The 16,650-nt window shown below is 39.5% G+C and carries 15 protein-coding genes and 1 pseudogene; 4 read left to right on the top strand and 12 right to left on the bottom strand.

Annotated elements, in window-relative coordinates:
- Window positions 1–63 precede the first annotated feature (63 nt).
- The 4 genes and pseudogenes from MKZ14_RS07110 to MKZ14_RS07095 all read right to left on the bottom strand — a co-directional run bounded on the left by MKZ14_RS07110 (window position 64) and on the right by MKZ14_RS07095 (window position 2,814).
- Window positions 64–549 (bottom strand): methylated-DNA--[protein]-cysteine S-methyltransferase, encoded by a 486-nt coding sequence (locus tag MKZ14_RS07110; RefSeq protein WP_258859219.1) that lies wholly within the window; start codon window positions 547–549, stop codon window positions 64–66.
- Window positions 536–1,449: pseudogene (locus tag MKZ14_RS07105) on the bottom strand (DNA-3-methyladenine glycosylase). The gene MKZ14_RS07110 and the pseudogene MKZ14_RS07105 overlap by 14 nt, the downstream one beginning before the upstream one ends.
- 14 nt (window positions 1,450–1,463) lie before the next feature.
- The gene (locus MKZ14_RS07100) at window positions 1,464–2,021 is read right to left on the bottom strand and encodes an Ada metal-binding domain-containing protein (RefSeq protein ID WP_016992601.1); all 558 of its coding nucleotides are present in this window, start codon (window positions 2,019–2,021) and stop codon (window positions 1,464–1,466) included.
- 25 nt (window positions 2,022–2,046) lie between these two features.
- Window positions 2,047–2,814 carry an isocitrate lyase/phosphoenolpyruvate mutase family protein gene (locus MKZ14_RS07095; protein ID WP_339280740.1) on the bottom strand — a complete coding sequence of 256 codons (768 nt, stop codon included), beginning with the start codon at window positions 2,812–2,814 and terminating at the stop codon, window positions 2,047–2,049.
- Window positions 2,815–2,962: 148 nt separating this feature from the next.
- On the opposite strand from MKZ14_RS07095, the gene MKZ14_RS07090 reads away from it, so the two are divergent.
- Window positions 2,963–3,196, top strand: a complete 234-nt coding sequence (locus MKZ14_RS07090) for a hypothetical protein (protein ID WP_339280739.1) — start codon at window positions 2,963–2,965, stop codon at window positions 3,194–3,196.
- 370 nt (window positions 3,197–3,566) lie between these two features.
- Here the strand turns inward: MKZ14_RS07090 and dinG are convergent, their stop codons facing one another.
- From dinG to panB, 5 genes are all read right to left on the bottom strand, one after another.
- Complete coding sequence (gene dinG / locus MKZ14_RS07085; RefSeq protein ID WP_339280738.1) at window positions 3,567–6,338, bottom strand: ATP-dependent DNA helicase DinG; 2,772 nt, start codon at window positions 6,336–6,338, stop codon at window positions 3,567–3,569.
- A 180-nt stretch (window positions 6,339–6,518) separates the two neighbouring features.
- On the bottom strand, window positions 6,519–8,657 hold the full coding sequence (locus tag MKZ14_RS07080; protein ID WP_339280737.1) for a 5'-nucleotidase C-terminal domain-containing protein: 2,139 nt from the start codon (window positions 8,655–8,657) through the stop codon (window positions 6,519–6,521).
- A 229-nt stretch (window positions 8,658–8,886) separates the two neighbouring features.
- A complete protein-coding gene (gene panD / locus MKZ14_RS07075) occupies window positions 8,887–9,270 on the bottom strand; it encodes an aspartate 1-decarboxylase (protein WP_009370842.1) in 384 nt (127 codons plus the stop codon).
- A 1-nt stretch (window position 9,271) separates the two neighbouring features.
- Complete coding sequence (gene panC / locus MKZ14_RS07070; protein ID WP_339281009.1) at window positions 9,272–10,126, bottom strand: pantoate--beta-alanine ligase; 855 nt, start codon at window positions 10,124–10,126, stop codon at window positions 9,272–9,274.
- Window positions 10,126–10,962, bottom strand: coding sequence for a 3-methyl-2-oxobutanoate hydroxymethyltransferase (gene panB / locus MKZ14_RS07065; RefSeq protein WP_036077671.1), 837 nt, complete (start codon window positions 10,960–10,962; stop codon window positions 10,126–10,128). The genes panC and panB overlap by 1 nt, the downstream gene beginning before the upstream one ends.
- A gap of 427 nt (window positions 10,963–11,389) precedes the next feature.
- On the opposite strand from panB, the gene MKZ14_RS07060 reads away from it, so the two are divergent.
- The 3 genes from MKZ14_RS07060 to MKZ14_RS07050 are packed head-to-tail and all read left to right on the top strand — an operon-like array spanning window position 11,390 to window position 13,146.
- The gene (locus tag MKZ14_RS07060; protein ID WP_004232706.1) at window positions 11,390–11,710 is read left to right on the top strand and encodes a PadR family transcriptional regulator; all 321 of its coding nucleotides are present in this window, start codon (window positions 11,390–11,392) and stop codon (window positions 11,708–11,710) included.
- The gene (locus MKZ14_RS07055; protein ID WP_016992608.1) at window positions 11,703–12,308 is read left to right on the top strand and encodes a DUF1700 domain-containing protein; all 606 of its coding nucleotides are present in this window, start codon (window positions 11,703–11,705) and stop codon (window positions 12,306–12,308) included. The genes MKZ14_RS07060 and MKZ14_RS07055 overlap by 8 nt, the downstream gene beginning before the upstream one ends.
- Before the next feature lies 1 nt (window position 12,309).
- Complete coding sequence (locus tag MKZ14_RS07050; RefSeq protein ID WP_339280736.1) at window positions 12,310–13,146, top strand: DUF4097 family beta strand repeat-containing protein; 837 nt, start codon at window positions 12,310–12,312, stop codon at window positions 13,144–13,146.
- 52 nt (window positions 13,147–13,198) lie between these two features.
- Here the strand turns inward: MKZ14_RS07050 and MKZ14_RS07045 are convergent, their stop codons facing one another.
- From MKZ14_RS07045 to bshA, 3 genes are all read right to left on the bottom strand, one after another.
- On the bottom strand, window positions 13,199–14,182 hold the full coding sequence (locus MKZ14_RS07045) for a biotin--[acetyl-CoA-carboxylase] ligase (protein ID WP_036077677.1): 984 nt from the start codon (window positions 14,180–14,182) through the stop codon (window positions 13,199–13,201).
- Between the two features lie 158 nt (window positions 14,183–14,340).
- Window positions 14,341–15,513 (bottom strand): CCA tRNA nucleotidyltransferase, encoded by a 1,173-nt coding sequence (locus MKZ14_RS07040; RefSeq protein WP_036077679.1) that lies wholly within the window; start codon window positions 15,511–15,513, stop codon window positions 14,341–14,343.
- Window positions 15,500–16,645, bottom strand: a complete 1,146-nt coding sequence (gene bshA / locus MKZ14_RS07035; RefSeq protein WP_016992614.1) for an N-acetyl-alpha-D-glucosaminyl L-malate synthase BshA — start codon at window positions 16,643–16,645, stop codon at window positions 15,500–15,502. Before bshA ends, MKZ14_RS07040 begins: the two co-directional genes overlap by 14 nt.
- Between the last annotated feature and the right edge of the window lie 5 nt (window positions 16,646–16,650).

The following is a 16,650-nucleotide window of genomic DNA, read 5'->3' as shown; positions in this document are numbered from 1 at the left end:
TTGCAATAACAACTTTTTTATACTGTGTACAAATGGCGTAATGACGTACTCTGATGAACGGTATTACTTGGATGGATTTTTATGTGTTTGCTCATGCTGAAGCAGCCATTCTTTGCGCCACATCCCGCCTCCATAACCTGTCAGCGTTCCATTGGAGCCGATAATTCGATGACATGGCACAACAATGCTGATATTATTTTTACCATTCGCACTGCCAACAGCCCTTACAGCTTTTTCATTGTTAATGGCAATGGCGATATCCTTATATGAAGCCGTTTCACCAAAACCTACACTCGGTAATGCATGCCATACAGCCTGTTGAAAGTCTGTACCTTGAAATACATAAGGAAATGAGAACGCCTGGCGTACACCTAGAAAATACTCATGCAATTGCTTAACACACTCTAGTAAAACTTCAGGTGTGTCATGCTGAGGAGTGTTGACGACCTGCTCTCGCTCTGCAAAGTTAATGGCATCAATTGCTGTATCATTTCCCTCAACTTCTATAATTCCAATTGGTGATGGATAATCTAATTTATATCGTTTCATACAGTGACCTCCATAAATAAAAGGTGGCATACGCTTGCCAGCCTTGCCAATGTTTCGCGTAGTTCTTCATTTCTTCCATCGTTGGTTTTCGTTCGAATGCTAGTTGTATTTTTAAAGCATTATGCAGACCAACATCTGCTATCGGAAATGCTGTCGGTTGTTGCAGACATTTCATAAGCACATAATCTGCTGTCCATGCACCAATTCCTCGAATGTCCATTAAACTTTTTTTCATGGCTTCGTAGCCCTCTTTTTGACATAGCAAATCTTTTGTCAATTGACCGCTTGCTATACTTTTGGCAATATCAATAATGTATTCTGATTTCCTCCGTGTAAATTGGAGGTTTCTCAAATCATCTACCTGAATAGCCGCTATTTTCTCTGGCGTTGGAAACAACCAATAGCTTTGCCCTTCAAAGTAAACATATTCTCCAAAATGTTGACAAATCGCTTTTTTAACGTATAGGCAAAAGTTAAATTTATTTGTTGACCAATTATCGCCCAAGCGATTGCTTCAAATAAATCAGGAATCCCGATTAACCGTAATCCGCTATATTTTTTCACAAGTGGCTTTAAGATTTGATCGTTTTCAGCCATCTGGTAATACCCCTGCAAATCCGTTGTTAAATCAAACCACTCTGCGACATATTGTGCGATGATTGCCTGTTCATGGCTAGCTGGCTGTTTCATTGGAAATGTGACTATTATTTTATGATCTTGCTCAGTTATTTCACATAAAATAATTTGGTCATTCATCTTCAATAATTTGTAGAGCACATCATCCTTTATATGATGAAGAATTTCGTGAGGTGAACGCTTTAAGAACTGCAAACACTCTCTATAATTAAATGCTTGTGGTAACTCGATAACTAAATAACCACCATTGTTCGTCCATTTCATATCATGTCCCCCTGCTACGATAGGTTACGATATTCTGTAGGTGAACAATTTTTCAGTCGTCGAAAAACTTTATAAAAGTTAGATGGACTTTGAAAGCCTGCTTCATAACAAATTTCTAAATTTGTATAGTCTGTATGTTTTAATAGATGGGCAGCCTTATCAATTCGAATTTTTTCTAAATACGTTCGGGGCGTCTCAGCTGTCTCTTGTTTAAATAGTCGTTCTAGATGAAAGGGACTGAGGCCAACATGCTCCGCCATATCCTGTAAAGTCACTCTTTGCTTATATTCATTAATGATAAAAGTCGTGACACTTTTAATTAATTGCGTATGTGGGGAATGTTCGATTTCAGGCTGACATCGTTTACATGCCCGATAGCCAGCCGCCTCCACCTCTTGGATATCTTCATAAAATTCAACATTCATTTTTTTCGGTTTTCTGGATTTACAGGAAGGACGGCAATAAATCTTAGTAGTTTTAACCGCTGTATAAAAAAGCCCATCATAGGTTTGATCACAAGCTATAATTTTTTCCCACTTCTCCTCAAAAGATAAATGGATTGCATTGTCCACGATTATCTCACCTCATTCTTATTGGCTATACATATAACGAAGAAGTATCTTGGTCTTTTAATAATTGTGCAGCATGTTGTGTTAAATGCGCAATTATTTTATCTGAAAGTGCGTTGCCAATACTAAAACGCTTTACCCCTAATTCTTTTAATAGCTTGACATTCGTTAAACCAGGTAAAGAAAGAAGATTAATGGGCGCATTTACATTACAAGCCATCGCTTTTATTTCATTGACATCTGTTAAGCCTGGGATAAATACACCGCTTGCTCCACTTTCGATATAAGCTTTTGCTCTTGTCATTGTTTCCTCAAATGGTCGCTCCAATTGAAAATACGTATCTGTTCGGGCATTTATAAAGAAACTTTTATAACCATGATTATCTAATTCTTTCCTCACATTTGTTAACAAATGACAGTGTTCAATTATGCTTCTTAAGCCTGCTTGATGTTTAAGGGAATCTTCAATGTTAATCCCTGCTACCCCCACATCTGCCGTTCTTAAAACATTGTCGATAATTTTCTGCTCATCATGGCCATACCCTGCTTCAATATCTGCTGATACGGGGATATTCACTTGCTCTGTAATGGATTGAATAATGGTGAGATGTCGTTGAAAATCGATCTGTTCACCATCCGCATAGCCTAGCGAATTCGCTATGCCCCAGCTTGTTGTCCCAATAGCTTGAAAGCCTGCCTTTTCTAATGTTAATGCGGATAACACATCCCAAGCATTCCCAATAAATAATAGCTCTTGTGAAAAATGTAAATCATGAAATTGCTGAATTTTTGACATAATATAAGCCTCCATACTGTTTGTTAGACCTTATATTATCAGGAACTATCCGTTTATTTCGTCCTCAATCTTGCTGTTATGGTCTGTACTAATTTTGTGATATGGATAAGCCGTCAATGATGAATAAGACCAACTGGTAGGTGCTATCGTGTTACAGAATGTAGCAGAGCTATTGAAAATAATGTACGAGCCGGATACATCGTTGGTAGAAGGGGTGATGAAGTGTTTTAGTCATTTGTCCATATACTTATTAAAGGATGTTGTGCAGCTATCTGAAAATCTAAGACTGCAGCTTGAACAGCATTCGTTTCCAGTTGTTGGTCACAAACCAAGTAGCTTTGGTGTGATATGCTTTGTGAAGGATGATACATTCATTCCTTAATATTAAGATGTGATAAAGGTATATTTCAGGAAGAAGGGCTGGAATAAGTCACGATCCGAAGGTTTGCTGATAAAGCAGGCTACAACAGTGCTACTTTCAACAATTATTTTTTAGAAATATCGCATCTTCTATTTTTTGCAACAATGAGATGCATGCAAGATTATACCAATGAGTTGCTCGTTACATAGAAAGAGACAAAGTTTATGATGCTGAAATCGCTATGAAATATATTACAGAGATTGTTCGTAATGCCAATCTTTTTGATGAGCAAAATAAAAACAAACAACAATAATTATGCAAGTAATATAACATTGCCACTCTTCAAACGTATGTAAGAAACCCCTTCTAGCAATGCTAAAAGGGGTTTCTGCTATTTTTGCCAATGATTTAGTTCCTTTAACAATTCGGGTAGCTGCAATTTCTTTACATCGATAGGTGGTAATGCCTTAATAAACTCTTTCCCATATGACTTACTAGTAATTCGTCGGTCTAGGACAATAAAAGCTCCTTTATCCTGCGAAGAACGTATTAATCGACCAAAGCCTTGCTTAAACCTCATGATCGCTTCTGGTAAGGAAAGCTCAGTAAAGGAATTGCGGCCTAGAGTAGTTAGATGCTTTGCCCTCGCCTTAAAAACAGGCTCTTCTGGTGAAGAAAATGGTAATCGTACGACAATAACAGAGGCAAGTGCATCTCCTGGAACATCTACCCCCTCCCAAAAACTGTTTGTGCCAAATAGAACGGCATGACTAAATTTTTGGAAGGATTTTAGAATGCGCATACGGCTACCGCCTGTAACACCTTGTGCAAATAGCATGTAATCATCTAATAGTTCACTATCTTGGATAAGCTCAACTGTTTTTCGTAGCATATCCTGTGCTGTAAAGAGTACAAAGCAACGCCCTTCTGTCATTCGAACAGTCCGCGTAATTGCATGGGCAACAGCCTCAATGTATTCTTCTTGGCTGACGTGCTGAATATCTGGCATATCGGTGACGATAAATGCCTTAGCCCCAGCATAGTAGGCTGGTGGAGCTTGTAGTTTCAAGACTTCAACATTATCAGAAATGCCTAACTGGCGTGTAACAAAGCGCTCATTGCCTGGTACCGTTAATGTGCCTGATGTCCAAACAATACTTGCTTGCTGGCGTAATGGTGCTAATACTTTTTCAATTATCGGCGTCACATTGACAGGCTTCTTAAAAACATGGAGACTGCCAGGGACACTCCGTACATCAAATTCTAACCAAACAGAATTGCCTTCCTGTGGTGACAGAAAAATATCGTCCCATTCAGCAATTTTTATCTTCACTTCTCGAATCCAATATTGCCATTCAGATAATACATATTGATCGTTTTTATCTAGCTGCTCAATCGCATTTTCGAACGACTGTGTAATGCTAGTAGCGAGATCCAGCCATTGCTGGGTTAGTTTGCTTACTTGTGCAAACGATTCTTTCGCAAGTGAAACATCCTCTAAAAACAAGGTGCATTTACTACCTGCTTGTTTCCCTTTCATTTGTTGCTGCAATTTTTGAATAGTTCTCTGGATTGTTTCATCAAATGTCCGCTGCAAACGTATAAATTGTGCATCTAGATGCTGTAAATTTTGCATGGCCACTCGCTGTTTTTTCTTCGCTGCCTGGCAAAACTGTTGAAATAGAGCCGTGTCCTCCATCGTACCAATTTGTCCAAAAATATACTTCCACTGTGTATACGAGAAAACCACTTCATCCTGCTGCATAGCAGCCTGAATAAATTGATGCGCCTCATCAATAATCCAGCCATCTATTTCTGTAAAGAGTGGTGTTTGACGCACTAAATCACTTAAAACCATGGCATGATTCGTTACAATACAGTCAGCAACTACACTGTTTTTTAAAGCTTGCTCATAGAAATCAAAGCCCTTTGAAGGCTTGTCATTCGGTATTTTTCGGATTTTCTCTAAAAACAGTTGTCCACCACCAGAAACATTGAGCTCGCTCAACACACCTGTCTCTGTTTTGGTCAACCACACAAGTATTTGTAAAATAGTAAATGTATCATCATAAGATTCATCAGCATGTGCCATACATTGCTCAAAGCGTTCGAGATCAATATAATGCTGCATTCCCTTCAGCACACACAAATTCACTTTTGTCCCAAGGATTTTTTCGATCTTTGGTAGTTCTTCCTCTACAAGCTGTTCTTGTAAATAGGAAGTATACGTACTAATGGCTATCTTTTTATTGACAGCACGAGCAAATAAGATAGCTGGAAGTAAATAGCCAGCCGTTTTACCAATACCTGTAGAAGCTTCAATCACGCACTCCTGTTGTTCATGTAATGCCTGCCAAATCGTGTCCATCATGTCAAATTGTGCAGGACGTTCCTCAAAATTCGGCAGTGCCTTTGACATTAAAGCTATTTTCTCATCTACGGATTGAGGGTAGGCAATCGTTTCTGTCACATGCTCATACTTATTTCGGCCATTGCCAATCGCAAAATTACGGTAATAATGCACATTTTCGCGGCCCGTTGTATGCTGGCGCTTAATTTGCAACGCCTCAAAAAAAAGCTGAGAAATATTTGATTTCAAGCGAAATGAACGCTTATGCATCTGTTCAAGCGTTAGCTGTGGTAAACTTAGTAGCTCCTTCCAGCAATGCTTGAATAGCTCTGCTGTCGCGCGTGCATCGTCATCCGCTCGATGTGCATTTGCTAGCTCAATATTTAAATCAGCCGCTAAATCGCCTAGCTTAAAACCAAGGGACATAGGGAATAAAATTTTAGCCAGCTCCACTGTATCCATTTTTTTACCTTGCCACTTTGGAAGTCCAGCACGTTTAAACTCTGCTTGTAAAAAGGATAAGTCAAAATCTGCATTATGTGCGACAAATACACAGTCAGCAAGTAGCTCATATATGTAATCCGCATGCGCTTCAAATGGGAAGGCATCCTTTACATCCTCATTCGTTATATGCGTTAAATCTTGAATGAAAGTGGGAATAGCTTTCCCTGGATTTATGAACTTCGTATAGGTACGCTCAATTTCCCAATCCTTCATAATAACAATGGCAATTTGAATCATCCGGTCCCCATTGGCTGGTGAATGACCAGTTGTCTCCAAATCTACAATTGCATATTTTTGACTTTCCATCATACATCTCAACTCACAGTTCACATTAGATAAGTTGAATTTTATCATATAATGATCGCCGCGGCATCCTTTCTCCTCCTTTGTTGACTAACCGCATCCATACAAAAAAACGCAACCTTAGAGAAATCCCCTAAGGTTGCGTTGTGGAATCGTTATTAAGCGTTTACTCCAACAATGTTAAGCTTATTGTTTTTTGGCAACATCAACAATACGACCCTCTGTTGTTGTTTTCACTTCTTTAAGTGATAGTAATTGCTCTTGAAGGTTTTCCCAATCAGATAAGCCTAAATCTGTAACACGACCTTCTTCATATGCTTTAGCAAACATATCGAAGCCGTCTCCACCTTTAGCTGTGAAAGCATTTGTCGCCACTGTATACGTTTTACCATCTTCTAAAGCAACATATTTACCAGTCGCTTTATCTAAATATTCGATAGAAACAACACGTGAGCCTACTTCTTTTGAAGAGTCATATTGTAGTTTTGCTCCACCGATGTGTAAGAAGCCACCGTTTTCTTTTGGCGCATTTTTCAAGGATACTTCAAATGCTGCTTTAAGCTCTGCACCTGTAACATCCATTAATGCTAAAGTGTTACCAAATGGTAATACTGTAATCACTTGACCTACAGTAATATTGCCCGCTGGAATTGCAGCACGAATACCACCGCCATTTTGTAATGCCATTACAACTGTTTTATCTGTATATTTTTGTGCCTTTGCTAGCATACCGTCTGTAATAATATTTCCTAAAGCTGTTTCATTGCTACGAACACTGTTTAGATTGTCTTCAGTTGCACGTGGATTCGCTAATTCCTCAGCAATTTTAACACCGATCTCCTTGTTGCTAACTTCATTTACTTTTGCTGTAAATGGCTCAAGGATTTTCACTAACGCTTCATCTTCTACTACTTTACCAAGATCGATTAATTCTCCATCATACTTCGTGACAATACCATTGCCATCAAATGTTACATCAAGTGTACCTAAATAATTTACATATTCATTAGCTTGTACGATTAATGTAGCATCTTTTGCTTCACCAACTGTATTTGTATCCACAACAAATGGTTTTTCTAGTTTTGTATGGTCATGGCCACCAACGATGACATCAATCCCTGGTACATTTTTAGCTAATAAAATATCATTATCTACATTTGGATTATCATTATAGCCAATATGTGTTAAAGCGATAATTTTGTTGACACCCATTCCTTCAAAGGCTGCCACTGCTTTTTTCGCTTCATCAATATAATTTGTAAATGTTATTTTATCAGGAGAAGCAATATCCATCGTTTCCTCAGTCGTTAAGCCGAAAATACCTACTTTTTCTCCATCAATTTCTTTCACAATACCAGAATAAATTTTACCATTCTCAGGCTCACTTGAAACTAAATCTGTAAATAAGCCTGTGAATTTAGCATCTGCTGAGAAATCAGTATTAGCATCTACAAATGGGAATTTAGCCCCTTTAACAAAATCAGCTAATGCTTGATGGCCTTCTGGTGATGAACCTAAATCAAATTCATGGTTACCAAATACCATTGCATCAAAGCCAATTTCATTTAATAATGCTAGGTCTGCTTTACCGTGGAACTCGTTGAAGTATAGTGTACCACTAAATGCGTCCCCAGCATGTAATGTTAAAACGTTTTTCTTTGTGTCACGTTGTTCTTTTACTGCTGTAGCTAATTTAGGTAAGTTATCTGCATGAGCATGTGTATCATTCACATGTAAAATCGATAATGAGAATGCATCTTCTGATTCAGGAGTTTCTGGTTTTTCTGGTGTTTCTGGATTTGATTTTGTTAGAGCTTCTGCAATGAATGTTGCCAGTTGTCCACGTGTAACTTTTTCACTAGCCGCATGATTTTTTGCACTTTCTAGCTCTGGTAATGTTGGAATTGATGCTAAGATTTTTGCTAAATCACCATGTGTAATTGTTTGGTTTGGACGGAAAGTATTATCTCCATAACCTGTAATGACATTTAATCCTACAAGGGCTGCAATTGAGCCATAATAAGGATTTGATGTACTAATATCCGTAAATTTTGGATCCACTACTTCTTTTGTATCCAATTTTAATGCGCCTGCAATCATTTTTGCAGCTTGTCCACGTGTGACATTTGAATCTGGTTTGAATGTACCATCTGGGTAACCACTAATAATCCCTGCTGCATAAAGTGTAGCAATGCTTTCAAAATCTGCATGACTTTCCTTTACATCCGAAAAAGGACTTGCTGCTGATGCTGGTACTACCGCTACCGCTGTTACAGCTAATGCTGCCGCAGTAACTGTTAAAAATTTGTTACGTTTATTTTCCATGACAAATGATACCTCCACTAGTAAAATGATGTACTAACAACTAAATTCTACATAAATATGACGCAAAATACTAGAACATTTGTAAAATTATAATTTTATAAACTAGTTTAATAGTAATAAAAGCAAATTTTTGCCAGTAACTTTTGGTATAAACGTAATCGCAAAAAAGGAGGATTGGCTATTGCTTTGCCATCCTCCTTTCTAGTATTAATTTAGACTATTGCTGAATTCACATCACCGTTGCCTCTGGCTCGTGTGCGATCATTTCCTTAATCGTGTTGCCCTCTCCCATGATGGCTACAGTTGGTTGATGGTCTTTAGCCTCATGATTATCTACATACACATAGGAAATAATGATGACAATATCACCACGCTGTACAAGTCTTGCTGCTGCGCCATTGACACAAATGACACCTGACCCTCGTTCACCCGCTATAATATATGTTTCAAAGCGAGCGCCATTATTATTATTAACGACATGTACTTTTTCGTTTGCCAGCATACCTACTGCATCTAAAATATCTTCATCTATTGTTATGGAGCCTACATAGTTTAAATCTGCCTGTGTCACTGTTGCACGGTGGATTTTACTATTCATCATCATACGTAACATACTATAATCCCTCTTTCACAGTAAAAATACAATTATCAATTAAACGTGTTTTACCTATATAAACAGCTGCTGCCAACAAGACTTGCTGTGTTGTAGCTGTCACTGGTGTTAAATCGGGGTAGGCTAATAATTCAATATAATCAATTCGGCCATGTGTTCTTGTCTGAATATGAGCTTTTGCTTTAGCAAGTGCGCTATCAGCATCACCATTCGCTAAAAAGCTATCGCGTGCCAACTGCAATGCTTCATTGATCGCTGGAGCCTCTTGTCGCTCTGCCCCACTTAAATAGACATTACGTGAAGATTTTGCTAAACCGTCCTCCTCGCGTACAATTGGGACAACACGTATTTCTAAAGGGAAATTAAAGTCACGTACCATCGTCGCAATAATCGCAACCTGCTGCGCATCTTTTTGCCCGAAATAAGCTCGATTTGGCATTGTTAAATGAAATAATTTAGAGACAACCTGTAAAACACCATCAAAATGACCAGGGCGACTCGCACCACAAAGAATCGTTGCCTGCTCACCTGCATGTAGGCGAATCCCTCCATCTTGGGGATACATTTCTTCCACACTTGGTGCGAACACAATATCCACACCGACAGATTCAGCTAATGCAGTATCTCTAGGCAAATCACGAGGATAACTTTCAAAATCTTCATTTGGTCCAAATTGCGTTGGATTGACGAAAATACTCATTACAACGACATCATTTTCTGCACGAGCTGTTTGTGCTAATGTTAAATGACCCTCATGTAAATAGCCCATTGTCGGAACAAGTCCAATCGTTTTTTGAGACTGCTTAGCTGCTTGAATTTCTTTGGCTAATGCCTGTATCGTCGTAACGACCTTCATCATTTAACGCCTCCATATAGCTGATCTAACGCTTCCTCTTTCATTGTGAAGAAATGCTTTGGAGCGGGGAAAGTACCCGCTTTCACCGCTTCTACGTAACGAATCATACCCGTGCTTACCTCTTTGCCCATATCAGCAAATTGTTGAACAAATTTCGGTACATGGTGCGAACCGTAGCTTAGCATGTCATGATACACGAGCACTTGTCCATCAGCCTCAACACCAGCGCCTATGCCGATGGTTGGAATAACAAGACTAGCTGAAACGATCTCTGTCAGCTGATGAGGAATACATTCTAACACGACTGCACATGCACCAGCCGCTTCGCATTGTTTTGCTTCTTCAAGCAGTGTAGCAGCCTGTTCAGCTGTTTTTCCTTGTACCTTATAACCACCAAGCACGCCCGCTGATTGAGGCAACAAGCCTAAGTGAGCTACTACTGGAATACCAGCTGACGTTAATTTACGAATGACAGGTATAACCTCTCCTGCCCCCTCAACCTTTAAAGCATCTGCTCCTGTTTGCTGCATCATCGAAATGGCTGTTTTTAGTGTCTCATTGACATCGCCATGATAAGAACCGAATGGCATATCAACGACCATAAACGTATCCTTTGCCCCTCGTCTTACTGCTTTTGCATGATGAACCATATCCGCTACAGTCACAGGCATTGTAGAATCATAGCCAAGCACGACCATTCCAAGTGAATCCCCGACTAGTATCATCTCAACACCAGCTTCTTCCGCGAATTTAGCAGCTGGATAATCATAGGCTGTTACCATCACGATTTTCTCGCCTGCCGCTTTCATCTTTAAAAAATCTGTTGTCGTTTTCATTTTGTAGTCCTCCTTTTTTAAAGGAAGAAAACAGAAAAACCCTTCTGTGTCGAAAATGGACAGAAGGGTAGTGTGTCGTTCAATGATAAAAAGACCCCATAAAGAGGCAATAGCTTGCAAATGAAAGCTATATTTGAACGTATCGTTTTCTTCCGTCCCTGTCTAAAAGATCAAGGCAGATATTTGGTAGTATAGTCTATTGCGTTTTTGAAGGTGCCGTTCACAATGGATACTGCCCTTCGCACATACTATAACAGATTTTCCTACTAATCTTCAAATATTATTTTCTTACAATATCTTCGTCTAACAACATTGGAAAAAATTTTCTTTTAGAATTGACATTCCATGTTATACGTCATATACTATCCACATACTATATGCCATATAATATAAAATGAAGTATAGGTATTACATGTGAGGTGAAAAGATGACATTTCAGCTTGGTTCAGCTTTACTTGATGCTTGTGTACTGGCTATTGTTGAGAAGGAGGACGCCTACGGTTATTCTTTAACACAGCAGGTACAATCAGTCATGGAGATTTCAGAGTCTACACTGTATCCTGTATTACGCCGCTTACAAAAAGCGCATTACTTAACAACGTACGATCAGCCTTATCAAGGTAGAAATAGACGCTATTATCAAATTACAGAGCAAGGACGTATACGATTATTAGAGCTATTAAAAGAATGGCAAATGTATAAGGAAAAGGTTGATTGTGTACTTTTAGGAGGGAATTTAGATGGATAGAGCAAGCTATTTGAAACAGCTACGAGGAAAATTACGTCGGCTTCCTGCGCATGAGTTAGACGCTGCGCTTGCCTATTATGAAGAATACTTTGAGGAAGCTGGAGAGGAAAATGAACATCAGGTCATTTCACAACTTGGCTCTCCTTCACATGTCGCCTCACAAATATTAGCTGATTTCGCATTAAAGGATTTAGAAACCTCCTCGGCAAAATCAACAAAAAAGAATATGTCTGCCATTTGGCTCATTATTCTAGCTATACTGTCTGCGCCCCTTTCACTGCCATTACTTGCAACAGCCATTGCACTCATTTTTTCATTTGGCGCAGTCATTATCAGCTTAATCTTTGCTATTGTCGCAACTGTTATGAGCATTTTTGTCGGTGGCGTTGTGGCGATCATTTCAGGTTTCTTAATTTTAACAGAGCATTGGCCGACTGCACTGCTTTTTATGGGTGTCGGGTTAATCGTAACGGGCTTGGGAGTCTTACTGTTCCCAGTTGTTGCTCGTGTTATCAAGAAAACCGTTGTTGTCTCTGTTGAAACATTAGGCAGACTATTCCACAAAATGACAAAGAAGCGAAAAAAGGGGGACTTCTAAAATGACGTCAAAAAATACCCTTATTGCCATGACAATGATTGCATTAGGCATTTTACTTGCATTGATTGGCTATTTTTCAGGGGGTCGCTGGCTGATTCTAAAAGATTCAGAGGGGCTTTACGTCCCAAGTAATACTAAATTAATAAGTCAGTCACATGCTTTAGATGCATTCACAAGTATTAATATCGTAAATGATTATGGAGATGTGGAAATTGTTGCAAGTGATAGTGACTATAAATTAGACACAAAGGTCCGTGAGCAAGAAGATGTAACATATCATATAGATAACGGAACTTTAACCATCGAAACAATGGCAAAGAAAAAGGATGGTATTCAATTTGGCTTCGGTAACCTCTCTTCCCCTTCAATCAAACTCTATGTGCCAGAAGATACAAAAATAGAGGCGATTGTGATCGACAGTAATTTTGGCGATACAGCCATTCATGGGCTACAGTATCAGCAGCTTCATCTCATCCAGGATTTTGGAGATATTACTTTCAATAACACGACTGGTGACAAAACAGAGATTAGGCAGTCCTTTGGTGATTTGACGCTTCAGAAACTTATTAGTAACGGCTTGACTATTGAAAGCGAGCATGGAGATATCGATATAGATGGCACATTAAATGGCCAATCAACCATTACCTCAAGTTTTGGCGATACAACGCTTCACTTACAAAACAAACAAAGTGATGTAGGCTATGCTCTCAAAACAGATTTCGGTGATGTGACCATTAATGATGAAGAACAAAGTGGCACCGTGACTCAAGTAACGAAGGGTGAGCACCAACTGAATGTTTCCTTATCACATGGTGATATAGATGTGTCACTAAAATAAAGAATAGTCAATAAAAGAAGCTGCAAGTATGAACGTTACTCGCAGCTTCTTTTTATAATAGTTTGATGTCTCCCGCATAGATCGTGCGAATCGTTCCATCATCCTGCGTCAGCTGTAGGACACCATCGTCTGTAATGCCACTTGCAACCCCTTCAAAACGTTCGCGTATCGTCGTTACCTCAATACGTTGACCAATTGTACAGGACAATTGCTGCCATAGTGTTTTTAGACTCGCAAACCCCTCTTTGACATATAGCTCTGTAAACTGTTCTAAATAGTGTAAGATAGAGGCCACAAGTGCTGCACGATTGATTTCTTCCCCTGCCTCTAATCGTAATGAAGTGGCAATATCCGCGATTTCAGGTGAAAAGTCAGCTGCTGCTTGGTTCGCATTTATGCCAATTCCAACAAGTAAAGCTTGCACAAGATCCGCCTCAGCCTGCATTTCTGTTAAAATACCCGTACATTTTTTTCCATTAATCAATAAATCATTAGGCCATTTAATCGCTGGCTCTACATGTTTATATAAGGTTTTAATGGCCATCGTGACAGCTACTGCCACCACAAGTGTATAGGATGAGGCCTGTTGGGGCGTAACATCTGGCCGAACAATAACGGTCATCCAAATACCTGTCCCATGTGCAGACTCCCAAGGACGAGCCATACGACCACGCCCCGCTGTTTGCTCCTCACCAATGATAATCGTACCGTGTGGGGCTCCTTCCTGTGCAAGCTTATGTGCAATCGTTTGTGTAGAATCAACTACATCATAATAATGGATCTCACGTCCAAAATGCTCTGTCTTTAAAAAAAGCTCAATCTGTGTAGGGCTCAAGCTATTTGGTACGCCTGTCAATACATACCCCTTTTTCTTAATTGTTTCAAATGTATACCCTTCCTCTTGTAATGTTTGCATATGCTTCCAAACAGCGGTTCTTGAGACACCAAGAGAATCTGCTAACTCCTGACCTGAAACCGCTTCTCCGTCAGCAGCCAATATTCTTTTTAAAATTTCGTCCTTTATGGAATTTGTCATCTTCACATCAATCCTTTAGTTAACTGTACTCTTGTTATGTAACTTATTTTGTCTTAATCATACTGTAAATTAACGTAAATGACCACCAACGATGGGGAATTTAATAAAAGCCATCTCCCGAAAATGAGAGACGGCTTTTGACTATCATGTATTTGGCTTTAAGTAAGATCCTGCTGCTCAAGCCAGCTTTTAATCTGTTGTCGATCATTTTGAAGCTCATGATGAAGAATGGCTGTCAGCAGATCCTCCAATGTGGCTTTTACCCACGGTCCACCTTTTTTGCCAGACCATTTCAGTAAATCAGCCCCATTCACCACTAATTCTTGCTTATGTTGAATCGGTAGCTTTGCCTGTAATTCTCGAATAGATTGTTGAGGGATTGAAGCATCTAATTGGAGAAGTCGTGCAAAATATTGCGCAGCCACTAGTTCTTCCTCTGTATAGATAAAATAATGACGATTTGTCCAACCATCTTTTAAAGCCTCAAAAGCGGTTAAAACGGATTTAATAAACGCCATTTCCTTATTAGATAATCGATAATCGCGCACTACCTCACGCCATGCCGTTCCTTGTAGTAAGGCAAAGTATGCCCAACCAAGAAGAGCATCCTGTGTTTGGAAATTACGCCATTGCGCAGCTTGAAAATCACCTGTTAAATAGGCCGCTAATCCGCTGTCCTCTAGTTTTTGTATACCCCCAAAAACGGTTTGTCCTACCCAAAGCTTATCAAGCTCTGCTTTAATGCGTTCTTTTGCAATAAAGGTCAAATCAGCAGCCCTTTGCTGGATGGCTGCTAATGTATTCACCTCAATCGTAAAATCAAGCTGTGCAGAGAAGCGAATCGCTCGTAACATCCGTAGAGCATCTTCTGCAAACCGTTTTTCTGCCTCTCCTACCGCACGGATCACGCGCTTTTCAATATCTTGACGTCCACCATAATAATCTACAAAAGAGCCATCACGACGCATGGCAATGGCATTCATCGTAAAATCTCGGCGTTGTAAGTCCTCTTTTAGAGATCGAACGAAATGGACATTCTGTGGTCTTCGATGATCTGTATATTCCCCATCTGTCCGATAGGTAGTCACTTCCACAGGTCCAGCGGGTACGATAACAAGTACCGTCCCATGCTGAATCCCAATATCTACAGTTTTTTGAAACACAGTTTTTACTTCTTCAGGCAAGGCATTTGTAGCCACATCTACATCATGGGCAGGACGATCGAGTAAAGCATCTCTTACAGCTCCACCAACAATAACCGCTTCAAAGCCTGCTTGTTCTAATTGTTCAATGACTGAATAGGCTGCTTGCCATTCTTTATTGTTTTGCATGATTTCTTTCCGCAACCTTCTCGTACAGATTTTCATATTGTTCCACAATTTTGGATGAGTGGAATTTTTCACTTACTGCACGGATGGCCGCTTCTCGGAAGCGCAGTAATTGTTCCTCATCTTGCAATAAATGGGTTGCATACTCCGCAACTGCATCTGTATCCCCTAATTCCACGATATAGCCATCTACGCCATGCTCAATGACTTCAGGAATACCACCTACATTTGATCCAATACAAGGTACACCACAAGCCATCGCCTCTAATAACACCAGTCCAAACGATTCTTGCTGTGATAATAATAGCTTAAGATCACTAATCGCATACAGTTCAGCTAAGTTTTCTTGTTTCCCTAAAAATAAAACATCCTTCATATACGGACTTCCTTTTACTTGGTCCATGACACGATGCTTTTCTGGGCCATCCCCTACTAATAAGAGCTTTGCTTTCATGTTGGCACGGATTTTCATAAAGGCGTCTACAATGTGTGGAAGGTTCTTTATTTTACGGAAGTTGGATACATGAATGAGGACTTTTTCATCTTCTTGAATACCAAATTGCTCTTTTAAGTTTCCTGAATTTCGTGGGAAGTATTCGCGTTCATCCACAAAGTTATAAATCGTTTCAATTGGTTTTACTGTATCAATCAGTTCATAGGTTTGTTCTTTTAATGCCTGTGACACGGTTGTCACAATATCAGATTTATCAATCCCATACTTAATGGCCTGTGAGAGCGTAGAATCTTGCCCAAGCACCGATATATCTGTACCATGAAGGGTTGTGACGATGCCAATGTCTCGACCGCTCATTTCACGTGCTAGCACCGCACATACTGCATGTGGGATAGCATAATGCACATGCAGCACATCCAACTCTTCATCCTTGATGACGTCTGCCATTTTACTCGCTAATGCAATATCGTATGGAGAATATTGAAATACTGAATAATTATTAACTTCGACTTCATGGAAAAAGACGGTTGGATAAATTTTATTCAATCGAAATGGTACGCTTGAGGTGATGAAATGAATTTCATGTCCTCTTTCTGCAAGCATTTTGCCTAATTCTGTTGCGATGACACCAGAGCCACCAACTGTAGGATAACAGGTAATGCCGATTTTTAGCTTTTTCATTCGAT

This window comes from Lysinibacillus sp. FSL P2-0066 (genome assembly GCF_037969495.1).
Taxonomy (GTDB): Bacteria; Bacillota; Bacilli; order Bacillales_A; family Planococcaceae; genus Lysinibacillus; species Lysinibacillus boronitolerans.
The sequence above is the reverse complement of the archived record's forward strand: the minus strand, read 5'-3'. Positions and strand labels throughout refer to the sequence as shown.

Bases quoted from the DNA above. Each gene is read 5' to 3' on its own strand.
- MKZ14_RS07050 (WP_339280736.1), top strand. From the start codon at position 12,310: ATGACGTCAAAAAATACCCTTATTGCCATGACAATGATTGCATTAGGC.
- MKZ14_RS07040 (WP_036077679.1), bottom strand. From the start codon at position 15,513: ATGCAAAACAATAAAGAATGGCAAGCAGCCTATTCAGTCATTGAACAA.
- MKZ14_RS07080 (WP_339280737.1), bottom strand. From the start codon at position 8,657: ATGGAAAATAAACGTAACAAATTTTTAACAGTTACTGCGGCAGCATTA.
- dinG (WP_339280738.1), bottom strand. From the start codon at position 6,338: ATGATGGAAAGTCAAAAATATGCAATTGTAGATTTGGAGACAACTGGT.
- bshA (WP_016992614.1), bottom strand. From the start codon at position 16,645: ATGAAAAAGCTAAAAATCGGCATTACCTGTTATCCTACAGTTGGTGGC.
- MKZ14_RS07095 (WP_339280740.1), bottom strand. From the start codon at position 2,814: ATGTCAAAAATTCAGCAATTTCATGATTTACATTTTTCACAAGAGCTA.
- MKZ14_RS07055 (WP_016992608.1), top strand. From the start codon at position 11,703: ATGGATAGAGCAAGCTATTTGAAACAGCTACGAGGAAAATTACGTCGG.
- MKZ14_RS07060 (WP_004232706.1), top strand. From the start codon at position 11,390: ATGACATTTCAGCTTGGTTCAGCTTTACTTGATGCTTGTGTACTGGCT.
- MKZ14_RS07110 (WP_258859219.1), bottom strand. From the start codon at position 549: ATGAAACGATATAAATTAGATTATCCATCACCAATTGGAATTATAGAA.
- panB (WP_036077671.1), bottom strand. From the start codon at position 10,962: ATGAAAACGACAACAGATTTTTTAAAGATGAAAGCGGCAGGCGAGAAA.
- MKZ14_RS07045 (WP_036077677.1), bottom strand. From the start codon at position 14,182: ATGACAAATTCCATAAAGGACGAAATTTTAAAAAGAATATTGGCTGCT.
- panC (WP_339281009.1), bottom strand. From the start codon at position 10,126: ATGAAGGTCGTTACGACGATACAGGCATTAGCCAAAGAAATTCAAGCA.
- panD (WP_009370842.1), bottom strand. From the start codon at position 9,270: ATGTTACGTATGATGATGAATAGTAAAATCCACCGTGCAACAGTGACA.